The organism is Dyadobacter koreensis (genome assembly GCF_900108855.1).
In the GTDB taxonomy this organism is placed as follows: Bacteria; Bacteroidota; Bacteroidia; order Cytophagales; family Spirosomataceae; genus Dyadobacter; species Dyadobacter koreensis.
This window is the reverse complement of sequence record NZ_FNXY01000005.1, coordinates 216,042-229,738: the sequence shown is the minus strand read 5'-3', so window position 1 is coordinate 229,738 and position 13,697 is coordinate 216,042. Positions and strand designations below refer to the sequence as shown.

The following is a 13,697-nucleotide window of genomic DNA, read 5'->3' as shown; positions in this document are numbered from 1 at the left end:
CTTCCAATATACAATTAAAAAACTTGCTGTTTTAATTGACATTGAATTTTTGAGGGATAAAAATAATCGAAAACAGTAAGTTGATCCGATTATTCACAATTTTAGTACACCAAACCATTAAGATTGCTGCTCTTCCCAGATACGTTGCAATTCTTCAATGTCAGCTAAATCTTTACGTCGTCCTGTTGCCTCTTTTTCTTGTATCAAATCCCTAAGCTGGATGACAGGAAATGGAATTCCATCAAGATCGGCTTGCAAAGCACGTTCATAACAAGCATCAAAATCAGCTTCTGAAAATGCTTTTAGTGAATGTCCCAAATCAAGTTCAAATCCTGACATTCCAAAACGGACGGAGGTATAACCGAAAATAAGTGGCATGTTTAAAAGCAAATCGCTACCAACCACATCATTTTCGGATAGCGCTTTAATGAGTGCTTTTGTATTGTCAAGGTCGTTTTTAACCCATAGATCCATATCCTGCGTAGTACGAATGTGCCCGTGAACTACTCCTGCCATTCCTCCTATTAAAAGATATTTTACCTGAAATTGATTAAGACTTTTCAAAAGCTGCTGCACATCTTCACTACTAATATCCATAAAAATCGATTTTTTATTCAGTGGATTCGAACGATATAGTTTTCCTGCCAAACGGTTAAGCCTGCTGAAATTTTCTATATTTTCAGAATACTGCGATTTTGTATGAAAGTCACTATCAGGCATGGTTACGATTTTTATACTGTTATAAAATAGCTCATAAAATATATGAGTTAAAACCATTGCTTTTACTTAATTACAAGTAACATTATTAAAAATTAGTTCGCAAATTATATGAGCTAAATACAAAAACCCCGGCAGACCAAAATCCACCAGGGTTTTATTATTTTATCTGCCGAAAGCTGATAGCCGACGACCGAAAGCCTTATTACAAATCGATTGCCTCACCATAAGCCGCCTCAGTTGCTCCTTTCAAAGCTTCTGACATGGTTGGGTGCGGGTGAATTGAACGCATGATTTCATGTGCAGTAGTTTCCAGTTTACGGGCCACTACAACCTCAGCGATCATTTCAGTAACGTTTGTACCAATCATGTGCGCTCCAAGGAACTCACCATATTTAGCATCAAAAATTACTTTTACGAAACCATCCGTAGCGCCGGCAGCCGTAGCTTTACCAGATGCCTTAAATGGGAATTTACCAACTTTGATATCGTAACCTGCTTCTTTCGCTTTTTTCTCCGTGAAACCAACAGATGCGATTTCAGGCTGGCAATACGTACAACCAGGAATATTTCCATAATCCAGAGCTTCTGTCTTATGACCTGCAATTTTCTCTGCGCAGATGATACCTTCCGCAGTAGCAACGTGTGCCAAAGCAGGGCCAGGCGTACAGTCACCGATTGCGTAGAAACCCGGAACGTTGGTTTCGTACCACTCGTTAACAGAAATTTTACCTTTATCTGTTTTGATACCAGCTTCTTCCAAACCGATATTTTCGATGTTCGAAACGATACCAGCTGCTGAAAGCACTACATCAACTTCAAAAGTTTTTTCTCCATCCGGGGTCTTAACAGAAACCTTGCAACCGTTTCCGCTTGTATCCACTTTCTCAACAGAAGAGTTTACATAAGTATCGATGCCAAGTTTTTTGTATTGCTTTGCAATTTCTTTCGAAACGTCTTCATCTTCTACAGGAACAAGATTTGGAAGGAATTCAACAACAGTAACTTTGGTTCCCATTGTTGCGTAGACGTACGCAAACTCCATTCCGATCGCGCCAGAACCTACTACCAAAAGACTTTTTGGCTGTGTTTCAAGGCTCATTGCTTTACGGTATTCAATTACTTTCGTACCGTCGATTTTAATATTTGGCAATTCGCGGGCACGGGCTCCTGTTGCGATCACAACACCTTTACCAGCAGTATAATCAGTTTTCTTTCCGTCCTTATCAGTAACTTCAACTGTTTTTACACCTTTCACTTTTCCCGTTCCCATGATGACGTCGATTTTATTCTTCTTCATCAGGAAAGCAACTCCTTTGCTCATGCTGTCTGCAACACCGCGGCTACGTTTGATAACGCCTCCGAAATCAGCAGAAGATTCGCCTACGTTAATTCCGTAGTCTTTCGCATGTTTGATGTATTCAAATACCTGTGCGCTTTTAAGAAGGGCTTTGGTTGGAATACAGCCCCAGTTAAGGCAAATTCCACCTAAAAGTTCTTTTTCTACAATTGCTACTTTCAATCCTAATTGTGAAGCACGGATAGCTGCCGGATATCCGCCAGGACCGCTACCAACGACAATTACGTCATACGTTTGAGCCATTTTCTAGTATTTTTATTTGAAAGAAATGGGTTGACAAAAATTTCATGCAAAGGTACGAGGATTTGCTGGAAACACTACATGTAAACAGTTACGTATTTATGTGAAACTGACACTAATCCTGAATTGTTATACCTTTGCATAGATGGTAACAATATTCTATAACAATTGGAGCCAAAAATCTTAATAAATTTTTCAACTATAAATTCAAAAAATTCAATGACACTTGATCAATTGAAAGACTTGAAGGCCCGTGTAGAGGCTTTGGGGAGGTATCTTTGACTACGCTAACCGTAAAAAACAGCTAGACGACCTTGAACAACAAACTTCTCAACCGGAATTCTGGGGCGACTCGGAACGGGCTGAGAAAACAATGAAGGAAATTCGCGGACTTAAATTCTGGACGACAGGGTTTGAAGAACTTTCGAGATTACGCGACGACCTGGATACAATCTGGGAATTTTATGAAGCAAGTGAAGCTACCGAGGAAGAGGTAGACGAAGAAGGCAAAAAGCTGGAAGCGAAACTTGACGAAATTGAATTCCGAAAAATGATGGGCGAAGAAGGCGACGAACTTCCGGCCGTTATTGAAATTAACTCAGGTGCCGGTGGTACCGAATCCCAGGATTGGGCATCGATGCTGATGCGGATGTATATCATGTGGGCTGAAAAAAATGGATACAAAGTTCGTGAAGTAGATTTGCAGGATGGTGATGTGGCTGGTATCAAATCAGTTACATTGGAAATTTCCGGCGAATATGCTTATGGAAATTTGAAATCGGAAAACGGCGTTCATCGCCTGGTCCGGATTTCTCCTTTTGATTCCAATGCCCGCCGCCATACTTCATTTACTTCTGTTTATGTGTATCCTCTGGCGGATGACAATATTGAAATTGATGTTAACCTGGCGGATATTACATGGGATACCTACCGTTCCGGTGGTGCGGGTGGACAAAATGTGAACAAGGTTGAAACGGCAGTGCGTCTGCATCACAAACCTTCGGGAATCATTATCGCCTGTCAGCAGGAACGTTCCCAGCTTATGAACAAGGAAGTTGCGATTCGTTTATTGAAATCGCGTCTTTATCAGATCGAGCTGGAAAAACGAAACGCTGCTCGCGCCGAAGTGGAAGCTTCCAAACGTAAAATCGAATGGGGTTCTCAAATCCGCAGTTATGTTTTGGATGACCGCCGGGTTAAAGATCACCGTACAGATCACCAGACTTCTAATACTGATGCGGTATTGAATGGTGAGATCAATGATTTCATTAAAGCTTATTTGATGGAGTATTAAAAGATATTTAAATTAAAAGACCTCCAATTTTATTCCTTATTTGAATAAAATTGGAGGTCTTTTAATTTCTGGTTAACTTACTATCAAATCGAAGAAATTATGAACGAGGCAGATTTGATCAATAAAGTAGCCACACTTCCTCCCAACTTGAAAGAGGAGGTTTCTGATTATGTTGATTTTCTGATAAGCAAGCATTTAGGAAATTCAACTAAGAAGCCACTAACATTTGGTATGATGAAAGGTACTTTTGAAATTGCCGATGATTTTGATGAGCCGTTGGAAGACTTTAAGGAATATATGCCGTGAATTATATTTTGGACACACACACGCTTATCTGGTTTATGGAAGGAGACGTCTTTCTTTCAACCAATGCCAAAACCGCAAGAGAAGATGAGCAAAACACTAAATATGTAAGTACGGCTTCATTATGGGAAATTGCCATAAAAATTAGCCTAGGGAAATTGTTATTAAAAAAGCCCTTGGAGGAATTTCTGGATAACCTCTCACAAACCAATATCAATATCCTTCCGCTTAAATTTTCTCACTTTCTTAGAATAAGCAAGTTGGAATTTATTCATAAAGACCCATTTGACAGAATCATCATTTGCCAAAGCCTCGAAGAAAACCTGCGCATCATCGGAAAGGATCCGAACTTTCCAGCCTATGGAGTTAATCTTTTTTGGTAGTTTATTAATGAATTTACACTATCATCGCCTCGGCCACGGCCCAAAAATCCTTCTAACCTTCCACGGCATTGGCCAAACCGGCTTGACATGTTTTAAATCCTTTTCAGAACTTTTAGGAGATCACTATACAATCTACGCTTTCGATCTGTTTTTCCACGGACAAAGTAAAGGTCTTCATGGAAATGATGATTTTTCAGATCAGGATATTGTCACCAAAACATTTTGGAGCAAACTGATTTCTGAATTTTTAGAAGAAAATCAAATTGACCGTTTTGATATTGCTGCGTTTAGTATGGGCGGAAGATTTGCCCTGGCGACTTTGGAAGAATTTTCACCAAAAATCGATAATGCATTTTTAATTGCGCCGGATGGAGTTTCCGAACATCCTCTTTATACTCTGGCTTCACGCTTCTGGCCAACCCGAAAACTTTTTCACTGGGTACTTCAAAATCCTGATATCTTAATTAAATCAGCTCTTTTGTTCGAAAAAGTGGGACTAATCCACAAAAGCCTGATCCGTTTTACACAATTCATGCTCGCCGATCCACAACAACAGGAAATTATTTACCGCTCCTGGCTGGCTTTCCGGATGCTGAAATTTGACATTTCTGCGATCTACAAAAAACTTGATGGAACGAAGGTTTATTTGTTTATTGGTAAATACGATAAGTTGTTAAAGGCAAAAGATGTGAAGAAATTGTCTGTGCTTCTTCCGGAAGAGCAGTATTTTTTGCTACCCGCCGGGCATGGAAATCTTGTTGAAAAGGCTGCAGATATCATCCTGCAAATAGTTTCATGATACGACGGTAACACCGATTTGAAACCGGTGTTTCATGGTTGAGCGTGTGTAAGGCTTGCAACCAAAGGAAAGTGTTCGTTGCTATTAAATAAAAATCATATTGCAAGAAGTTAACCCTTACCCGAAAATTTAAGGAACAAAAAATTAAGTAAAACAGTACTAGAAACAGCACTCCAGATCGCAATCCAAAATCCCGGTTCGGCGGGGTTATGACTCCAATAATACCCGGGCGTATACATTAATGCCAGAGCGTGAACAACCGTCAATACTAAGGAAATATTTCGTATTTTCTTGTTAAGGAATATTTTCATGACCCAAGTAATATTAATTATTCAACAAAAGCCATCAGATTGTTATCTCCTCCGGAACGATTGTTACGCTTAAAAATAACAATTTCTACCCATCCGCTTAACCTCTCCATAAAATCTTCTATCTTTAAAGGACTCCTTTTTTCCTGCAAAATCCTTGAAGTACATGATAGAAACGAATACTTCCAGCACCGCTACTCAAAAAAATGACACCAACTGGCGACTCAAAGCCATCATGGGCGGATCCATTGGTAACCTTGTTGAATGGTATGATTGGTACGCATATTCGGCTTTTTCTCTCTATTTCGCCGGTAGTTTTTTTCCAGATTCAAATCCGACAGTTCAGTTGATCAACACTGCCGGAATTTTTGCAGTTGGATTTCTAATGAGGCCGATCGGCGGATATTTGTTTGGTAAAATTGCAGATACAAAAGGGAGAAAAGAGTCGATGACTTTATCTGTTTTACTTATGTCTTTCGGCTCGTTATTAATTGCATTTTTACCCGGCTATGAAACCATAGGAATTGCCGCACCCATTTTATTATTAATCGCCCGGCTGTTACAAGGCCTCAGTGTTGGCGGAGAATATGGAACATCTGCGACGTATTTAAGCGAAGTGGCCACAAAAGAACGGCGTGGATTTTATTCCAGTTTTCAATATGTAACACTTATTGGCGGACAACTAATCGCCTTAGGCCTCCAACTTATTTTGCAGAGAATATTCCTGACAGACCAGCAAATGCATGCATGGGGCTGGCGCATACCGTTTGTGATTGGCGCTATTTTATCACTAATCGCTTTGTATTTACGCAGCAATCTTCATGAAACAGACGCTTTTCAAAATAAAAGCTTGTCTGCGGAAAAGAAAGAGGGGTCAATAAAAGAATTGCTCAAACATCCCAAAGCGCTTGCTGTTGTTGTTGGACTTACCCTGGGAGGAACACTCGCATTTTATACTTACACCACGTATATGCAGAAATTCCTGGTAAATACGGTGGGACTCACGAAAGGACAATCCACAACATTGACATTTTGCTCCTTATTAATTTTCGCTTTGTTACAACCTGTCTTCGGAGCTCTGAGTGATCGGGTTGGGAGAAGACCTTTGCTTATCGGTTTTGGGGTTTTGGGAACGCTTTGCACAATTCCACTGCTTACAACATTAAGCCATACTTCAACGATGTGGGGCGCATTCGGTTTATTGATGGCAGCACTGATAATCGTCAGTGGTTACACCTCGATCAATGCAGTCGTAAAAGCAGAATTATTTCCAGTTGAAGTACGTGCTTTGGGAGTCGGGCTACCCTATTCTTTAACCGTTGCTATTTTTGGCGGAACGGCTGAATATCTGGCTCTATGGTTTAAAAATGCAGGTCACGAAAACTATTACTACTGGTATGTTACAGCTTGCATTTTTATTTCACTCACAGTATACATCACGATGAAGGATACTAAACACACCTCTCTTATAGAACATTGACAGTAAATTTAAGAAGTCAATTAAAATGTACTATTCTAATTAAAAAGATAATTTATCTATTGATTTCGATTTTCTAATTTTATAACTTTCTGGAAACCAAAACATTCTGAGAGTTATGGAAATGATAAATCGAATTGAACGTTGGGGAGACACACATCATCCTGCGTGGATGGATGTTGTGCGTATCGGATTGGGTGTTCTTCTTTTCGTAAAAGGCATAAGCTTTATCAGCGATACGGCAAGACTTTCGCATCTGATCAGTGATATGGATTTTCACCTGTATACTGTCATGGCGGTGCACTATGTAGCTTTTGCTCACATTTTCGGAGGCTTTCTGATCGCCCTTGGATGCCTGACACGGACGGCTGCAATTTTCCAGATTCCGATACTCATCGCCGCCGTTTTCTTTGTAAATGTCCGCGCTGGATTTTCCTATTTCAATTCAGAATTATGGTTATCGATGATCACGCTTTTATTGGTCTTAACATTCACTGTCATAGGTTCTGGTAAATTTTCCATGGACGAATGGTTGAAAAATCATAATAACTAAGAAATTCAACGTTACATGTTCCGCGAAACAGTGCAGTTTTAAGGCACGGCAACTGAAAATCGCCTGCTTGATAACTGTACTGTTTTTAGTTTAAAAGGTCTTCACCTCATCAACCAATTTATTTCCTTCGGGTGTGTTTTTAAATAAATACTTCCGCTTGTATTCTAATGGAGTCATATTCGTTACATTTTTGAAGTGCCGGTAAAAATTGGAAATATTATTAAATCCGCATTCAAAACATATGATTTCGATCGTCAGGCTGTCTTCAATTAAAAAGCGACAGGCGTGGCTGATCCTGATCTCGACAAGAAAATCATTGTAGGTTTTTTTTGTCATTAATTTAAAATACCTGCAAAACGACGTGACTCCCAGATTTGCTATTGCGGCTACATCCTGCAATGCGATCGGATTTTTATAATTTGCCAATGTATAAGCATACACTTTATTCAAACGCAAAGTCTCAGAGTCGTTGGATTTGTAAAAAGCGTGCGCAGATGTAATAGTATCTGTTTCGTTTGTTTCCGTCAGGATTTTTAAAATTGTGAGCAGCGAAATCAGGCGATCAAGGTTTTCTGCTTGTACTGTTGAACGCATTAAGGTTATAATTTTTTCCCTTGCTTCCCCTTTAATTACAAGACCTTTTTTCGCTTTTTCGTAAAGCTTTGGAATAAGGTAAGCCTCCGGTAAAGTCAGCAGATCTCCACCCAAACAATCCGGTAAAAAATGGATGATGATCACCTCAACCGCAGAATTTGCTGCTTCACCCTCCGTTCGCCAGGTATGAGGAAGATTTTCGCCTAAAAGAATTAATTCTCCATCTGAGAAATTACTGATATTATCGCCGATGAACCGAACACCGCTTCCTTTAATAAGATAATGTAATTCCAGTTCAGGATGATAATGCCAGACCGTACCAAAGCTGGACTCCCGTTCATGTCTGATACTGAACGAGTTTTGAGATTTGATCGGAACTTTATGAAAGTGAGGTTTCATCGTATTTACTAGCAAGACCAGACTTATACTTTCTTGTATGAGTCGTTTTCAAATTAAGTAAGAACGAAACCTCACCATTCTATCTATGAAAGGATTTAAATCTTTTTTCCGAAATAATGATGCAATTCCTTTTGATAAAATCGTAGAATATCAGATAACCTTATTTAGATATTGTTGCCTCAGTATCTGATCCTTTTCGAACTTTTTAAACTGATCAAAAATATGATTTCGCAGGTTAATAAACAGATAACTTTGAAAACTAACCTCCGGTTTTATCTGAACACGGCAGTCCCAGATTTTCTCGAACACATCTTTTATTACATTTTCGGCCTCCTGTTCATCTTTGAGCAAAGTCCTGCAGAATTTTAGTGCGGGCGAACGAAAATGCGTGCGCAATTGAGAAAATGCCGCTTCATCTCCCTGACTAACGCGATAAAGAATTTGTTCATTAGGAAAGTTCATAGGGTCAGGAAGTAAGAATTTATAAAAATCTTCGGATTAGTCAGCTGTTAACCAATTCAGGTTGAATCGATAATGTATACTACTGCTTATCAAATGAATAAGGTTGTCCGGTGATTGTGTCAGTGCCAGGTATCCCCTCGGCTCTGCATTTTTTTCATCCATTTCGAATGCACCAGTCCATGCACCTCCGTTCAGGTATCGTTCTTTTTTGTCTGTTAATAATTTTTTAACCGGCCAGGTTTTTCCCTCGTCATAGGACAAAGCCGCATACATGCCGTATCCTTTGTAAGAATTTCCCTTTGAGTCTTTGAAAGTCATTCCGATTTTTTTCTCATCCGTTTCTTCGGGATGATGCGTGAATGAAATCACCAGCAGCGGCCCTTCATTAAGCCTGAATAAGATTAACCGCTGTCCCCCGGCAATCGGCGGAAATTCAGAAGCAGCATAATTCCAGGTTTTTCCCATGTCCTTCGATATGCTCGCCGGCATTCGAAAACCAGATCCTTCCTGCGCTTCTATGTTATTATTTCTTCCCAGCGCAAACAGACTACCGTCTTTTAATTGTACGACACCCGCATGAATTCCCGCAATTAATCCGCCTGACCTCCCCTCCTTAAAATCCGGTGTCTCCTTTCCAGGATAAGGATTTTCCCAGGTTTTTCCTCCATCCTTACTCACATGTATCGCTGTTCCTCCGACCGGTCCCGGATCGGCATCTCCCGCCTGAACCAGCCAGCCTTCTTTTGTTTGACTCATACCTGCAATAACCTGATTCCGGACCTGATGCTCTGGATCAGCCATTGACGGGATGGACCAGGTTGCTCCGTTGTCCTTACTGGTTCGTAAGACCATGGCAAGATTTTTCCAATCGCCATCCGTTTCAACTCCGTTCATATGATACAAAGTCCCCTTTCCATCGTCGAAGAGCGAAGTTCCTGTCATATTCCTGTCCGGTACATTAAAAAACTCCGAAGGCTTATCCCAGTTCTGCTGTCCTGCCCGCAAACGACTGGCCAGAATTGTCATTTCCCTTCCTGATTCCTGGTTGGTTGAAAACCATGCAGCGAGCAAATCTCCATTCGGACACCACGTGATTGCCGGGCAGTGATTATGTTGAAAAAAGGGCACTTCGTCTGTGCATTCCGGTTTGTTCACATACCGGATAGGTTCCATGAAAATCGGCTTTGTGTCTGACACTTTTTTCCATGAAAAAGGTTTTTGGGAAACATTTTGATAAACAAAAGTAGCAGGCTCCGCCGGAAGCGGTTTTGTTACGGGAAGATCTCCTTCAACGATTCTGAAACCCAGCTGAAAATGTTTGTCTTCCGGAATCATGGCCATACGGTTCGACGATCGCAGATAGGTCAGTGGCGTACCGTGACTTCCGCCTCGCGTCACGCGGTATAGACCAGAAATTCTTCCAACCGGATCTTTTTGCTCGCCAGCCGAATAAGCGCCATACCAGTCCGAACACCATTCTTCGACATTTCCATGCAGGTCGTATAATCCAAATTTATTTGCCTCGGCCTGACCCACTTTTAATGAAACGATAACCTGTTCCCGATCCGTTTTCTGACTTTTCAAATGTGCTTTCGATAGAAACCTTCCCGTAGAAAAATCTGTAACTGTTCCTGCTCTGCAAGCATATTCCCACTCCGCCTCTGTCGGCAAACGATATTTTTTACCTTCTTTTTTACCCAACCATTCACAAAAAGCCGTCGCGTCCCGATAACTGACAAAAACAACGGCTTCATCATCTTCCTTGGAAAATCCGTCCTTACCTCTGAATTTTTTATGTGATGGATCAAAAGCTTCAAATTGCGCATTCGTAATTTCTGTTATCGCCATTCTGAACGGTTTCGATACGGTCACCCGATGAACCGGATTTTCATCCGCATTTTCTCCTTCACCTTCTGAACCCATGTAAAATTTTCCTGCGGGAATATCTGCCAGTGTAATTCCCAAAGAATTTGTGGTCTGGGAAAATGCTGTCTGCGTCAATAAACCTGCAAGAAATGTTATGCGAATCCAATTCATTTTAGTAACCTTTTTTTTATTTTACCAAATACTGGGTGAAATTACTGGGAATACCCAAATCGGCCTGTATCTTTTCCACTTCGACCAACAAATTATCCATCTGAGTTTTTAATTCTGGAGTTAACACTCCAACTTCTCTTCTTGTATAAAGTGATATCGGGAAACCTCTTTTTTGTAAACTGTATTTTGCGATAATCGGATAGGCAGTATGGACAAGATCCATCGAATCGATAAAAAACTGCTGCACCTTTTTAACGTCTTCCTGCCGTTCCGGATTATTGAAATTTTTGCAGATCCAGACGACAAGTTCCGGATAAATATTTCCCTGAATACAGGAAAGTCCAGCAGCTCCTGCTTTTAATGACGCAACGGCGTTTACCATATATGCGTCATAAAGACCAAATTGCTGGCCGTCCGCCAGAGCGATCCGCTGTTTTACCTCCGCCAGATCCAGACAAGTATCTTTATGATAAACCACTCGCCCGGTTGCAACTAATGGTTCCAGAATGTTGCTCGGAACCAGTCTTTTATAAGGAACAGGACATTCATAAAAACCGAGAGGAATATCTCCGGTCAGGGAAATTAATTCTAGCGCATTTTTCAAAAATTCCTCATCAGAATCACTCTCATCGGCTATCAGACCTGATATAATAATGGCGGCCTGCACACCGGTACCGTATATACGTTTTACAAATTCAGCCTGATCAGAAATAGGCCCTCCGAACGTTCCTGTTGCGACGACTGGTAATCTTCCCGCCACTTGATCCACAACAGCTTTTGTTACAGAAATCCTCTCATCTTCACTCAGTTCAAACATTTCGCTGGAAAGACAATTTGCAAAAAGTCCTGCTGCACCTGTTGTTAAATAAAATTCTGTTAGTGTTTTTAAGCCAGCATAATCCACTTCTCCTGTTTCCAGAAAAGGTGTTAACATAACAGGAATAAATCCTTGCGGCAAAGAATTGGTAATTGCTGTCATACCAGTTTTATAAATATTGCGTAAAATTTTGTCAGAATGCGCCAGTTCAACCTGGATCTTAGCGGATCAAATTATTGACTACTTGTTTAAGTACAATCACTTCATCAGGAAATATGGCCGTCGGCAAGGATTTCCTTTTCAATCTCTATGGGTTTTCCTTTTAATCTTGTCAGCAACAAACCTCCAAGAAAAATAGAAAGTGTGCCTACAACCATCACCATATTTTGATGAAGCGGATTTCTCAGAAACGAATACTCATCCGGCAATTTCGCCGAAAACGTCATCCAGATAATAACTACGATACCAATTAAAGTTGCTGTCAGCGTTTCAGTATTTTTAGTATTTTTTGAGATTATTCCCAAAAGAAATAATCCGAGCATACCTCCTGCGAAAATTCCTGACAGCAGCCACCAGACATCCAGTACACTTTTTACACCAATCATCGCAATTCCGGTGACCATGCCCAAAAGCCCAAACCCTGTTGTAGCGATGTATAATAATGTCATGGATTGCTTCGGAGACATATCTTTTTTAACATACCGCTGATAAATATCTACCATAAACACGGTTGCAGAGGCATTCATTCCTGAACTGATCGTGCTCATCGCGGCAGACATAATCGCTGCAATAATTAGCCCAAGAAGGCCTACGGGAACTTTCGTAACCATAAAATGTGGCATCACTTTGTCGCCTATGTCTGCCGGTGTCAAGGTCGAAGCCAGCGTGCGAATTGCTTCCGGCGTACCATTAGGCAAACGCTCCCCTGCCACCTGCATCTGGACCGCATTTAACAATTCCGGATTACTCTGATAGTATGCAAACAGACATGACCCAAGAATAAAAAAGATCAGCGAAACCGGTAAATATAAATAAACGCATAACCAGACAGAGCCCGCCGCTTCCTTAATTGATGTGGTCGTATGATACCGCTGAACATAATTCTGGTCCATACCAAAGTTGTTGAGGTTCATGAAGAAACCGTACAACAACACTACCCAAAATGAAGACTGCGTAAAGTCTGGCGCAAAACTTCCGAGACTGAATTTATTATCTACTTTTCCAATATCAATAATTTTTGACACGCCTCCATCCATACCCGAAACTACCAGATATAAAATGATCAAAGCACCGGCAGTTTTGATCACTCCCTGAACAACTTCTGTCCAGATAACAGCCTCCATTCCGCCCATTACGGTATAAAGCACGATACAAATTCCAACTACGATCATTATCGTAGCCATCGGATATCCGGTTAAAGCCTGCAAACTGAGCGCGATTCCAAAAAATATCGAACCCATCCTGGCAAGCTGCGTCAACAGAAAACAGACAACTGCATAGGTTCTGGCCCACGGACCGAAGCGATGTTCTAGATGAGTATAAGCCGAGACAGCTCCCGTATTTCTGTAAAATGGTATAAAAAATTTCGTAGCGACCCAGGCGGCAAGCGGCATGGATAAGCTAAAAACGAATGAATTCCAGTTACTTCCAAAAGCTTTTCCAGGCACTCCCAGAAAAGTATTACTGCTTAAAAAAGTTGCATAAATTGAAATCCCTATCGCCCAGCCCGGAATTTTTCCCGAAGCCTTCGTAAACTGGTCTGCCGTCGTATTTTTTCGCGAAAAGTATATACCCACCGCGACCATCCCTACCAGATAGACAATGACAATAAGCAGATCGATTAAGGGTAAGGATTTCATTCTACTTTTTTAATAAGTATAACTTAAATGCAAATAAACAGGATTAACTTCATGTATTTATGTGGTTTTATATCCTGTTATTATACGATATTATC

General features: G+C 40.7%; 13 protein-coding genes. 6 read left to right on the top strand and 7 right to left on the bottom strand.

What is annotated here, in order from left to right; translation table 11 throughout:
* Positions 1–117: 117 nt before the first annotated feature.
* Complete coding sequence (locus tag BMY70_RS16570; protein WP_229209654.1) at positions 118–720, bottom strand: DUF6036 family nucleotidyltransferase; 603 nt, start codon at positions 718–720, stop codon at positions 118–120.
* A gap of 202 nt (positions 721–922) precedes the next feature.
* Positions 923–2,320, bottom strand: a complete 1,398-nt coding sequence (gene lpdA / locus BMY70_RS16565; RefSeq protein ID WP_090337026.1) for a dihydrolipoyl dehydrogenase — start codon at positions 2,318–2,320, stop codon at positions 923–925.
* A 216-nt stretch (positions 2,321–2,536) separates the two neighbouring features.
* On the opposite strand from lpdA, the gene prfB reads away from it, so the two are divergent.
* The 6 genes from prfB (at position 2,537) to BMY70_RS16535 (ending at position 7,434) form a co-directional block, all read left to right on the top strand.
* Positions 2,537–3,611 (top strand): peptide chain release factor 2 gene (prfB, locus tag BMY70_RS16560; RefSeq protein ID WP_143072111.1). Its coding sequence is split into 2 segments (ribosomal slippage): positions 2,537–2,596 and positions 2,598–3,611, totalling 1,074 coding nucleotides; the frame shifts between segments, so codons are not numbered across the junction.
* Between the two features lie 99 nt (positions 3,612–3,710).
* Positions 3,711–3,917 carry a type II toxin-antitoxin system VapB family antitoxin gene (vapB, locus tag BMY70_RS16555; protein WP_218148640.1) on the top strand — a complete coding sequence of 69 codons (207 nt, stop codon included), beginning with the start codon at positions 3,711–3,713 and terminating at the stop codon, positions 3,915–3,917.
* On the top strand, positions 3,914–4,297 hold the full coding sequence (locus BMY70_RS16550; RefSeq protein WP_090337021.1) for a type II toxin-antitoxin system VapC family toxin: 384 nt from the start codon (positions 3,914–3,916) through the stop codon (positions 4,295–4,297). The genes vapB and BMY70_RS16550 overlap by 4 nt, the downstream gene beginning before the upstream one ends.
* Entirely contained in the window at positions 4,275–5,096 is an 822-nt protein-coding gene (locus BMY70_RS16545) for an alpha/beta fold hydrolase (RefSeq protein ID WP_090337019.1), read from the top strand. The genes BMY70_RS16550 and BMY70_RS16545 overlap by 23 nt, the downstream gene beginning before the upstream one ends.
* Before the next feature lie 474 nt (positions 5,097–5,570).
* Positions 5,571–6,884 carry an MFS transporter gene (locus tag BMY70_RS16540; protein ID WP_090337017.1) on the top strand — a complete coding sequence of 438 codons (1,314 nt, stop codon included), beginning with the start codon at positions 5,571–5,573 and terminating at the stop codon, positions 6,882–6,884.
* A gap of 115 nt (positions 6,885–6,999) precedes the next feature.
* Entirely contained in the window at positions 7,000–7,434 is a 435-nt protein-coding gene (locus tag BMY70_RS16535; RefSeq protein ID WP_090337015.1) for a DoxX family protein, read from the top strand.
* Between the two features lie 90 nt (positions 7,435–7,524).
* Here BMY70_RS16535 and BMY70_RS16530 read toward each other — a convergent pair whose 3' ends face one another.
* From BMY70_RS16530 to BMY70_RS16510, 5 genes are all read right to left on the bottom strand, one after another.
* The gene (locus BMY70_RS16530; RefSeq protein WP_090337013.1) at positions 7,525–8,427 is read right to left on the bottom strand and encodes an AraC family transcriptional regulator; all 903 of its coding nucleotides are present in this window, start codon (positions 8,425–8,427) and stop codon (positions 7,525–7,527) included.
* A gap of 150 nt (positions 8,428–8,577) precedes the next feature.
* Positions 8,578–8,889 (bottom strand): RNA polymerase sigma factor, encoded by a 312-nt coding sequence (locus BMY70_RS16525; RefSeq protein WP_090337011.1) that lies wholly within the window; start codon positions 8,887–8,889, stop codon positions 8,578–8,580.
* A 36-nt stretch (positions 8,890–8,925) separates the two neighbouring features.
* On the bottom strand, positions 8,926–10,926 hold the full coding sequence (locus BMY70_RS16520; protein WP_090337009.1) for an SUMF1/EgtB/PvdO family nonheme iron enzyme: 2,001 nt from the start codon (positions 10,924–10,926) through the stop codon (positions 8,926–8,928).
* Positions 10,927–10,942: 16 nt separating this feature from the next.
* Entirely contained in the window at positions 10,943–11,905 is a 963-nt protein-coding gene (locus tag BMY70_RS16515) for a dihydrodipicolinate synthase family protein (RefSeq protein ID WP_090337007.1), read from the bottom strand.
* A 104-nt stretch (positions 11,906–12,009) separates the two neighbouring features.
* Positions 12,010–13,602: a sodium:solute symporter family protein gene (locus BMY70_RS16510; protein WP_090337005.1), complete on the bottom strand. Its 1,593-nt coding sequence runs from the start codon at positions 13,600–13,602 to the stop codon at positions 12,010–12,012.
* Positions 13,603–13,697: the final 95 nt, after the last annotated feature.

Coding starts and splice junctions, on each gene's coding strand:
- lpdA (WP_090337026.1), bottom strand. CDS start 2,320: ATGGCTCAAACGTATGACGTAATTGTCGTTGGTAGCGGTCCTGGCGGA.
- BMY70_RS16570 (WP_229209654.1), bottom strand. CDS start 720: ATGCCTGATAGTGACTTTCATACAAAATCGCAGTATTCTGAAAATATA.
- BMY70_RS16525 (WP_090337011.1), bottom strand. CDS start 8,889: ATGAACTTTCCTAATGAACAAATTCTTTATCGCGTTAGTCAGGGAGAT.
- BMY70_RS16535 (WP_090337015.1), top strand. CDS start 7,000: ATGGAAATGATAAATCGAATTGAACGTTGGGGAGACACACATCATCCT.
- vapB (WP_218148640.1), top strand. CDS start 3,711: ATGAACGAGGCAGATTTGATCAATAAAGTAGCCACACTTCCTCCCAAC.
- BMY70_RS16540 (WP_090337017.1), top strand. CDS start 5,571: ATGATAGAAACGAATACTTCCAGCACCGCTACTCAAAAAAATGACACC.
- BMY70_RS16510 (WP_090337005.1), bottom strand. CDS start 13,602: ATGAAATCCTTACCCTTAATCGATCTGCTTATTGTCATTGTCTATCTG.
- BMY70_RS16545 (WP_090337019.1), top strand. CDS start 4,275: ATGGAGTTAATCTTTTTTGGTAGTTTATTAATGAATTTACACTATCAT.
- BMY70_RS16530 (WP_090337013.1), bottom strand. CDS start 8,427: ATGAAACCTCACTTTCATAAAGTTCCGATCAAATCTCAAAACTCGTTC.
- BMY70_RS16515 (WP_090337007.1), bottom strand. CDS start 11,905: ATGACAGCAATTACCAATTCTTTGCCGCAAGGATTTATTCCTGTTATG.
- BMY70_RS16520 (WP_090337009.1), bottom strand. CDS start 10,926: ATGAATTGGATTCGCATAACATTTCTTGCAGGTTTATTGACGCAGACA.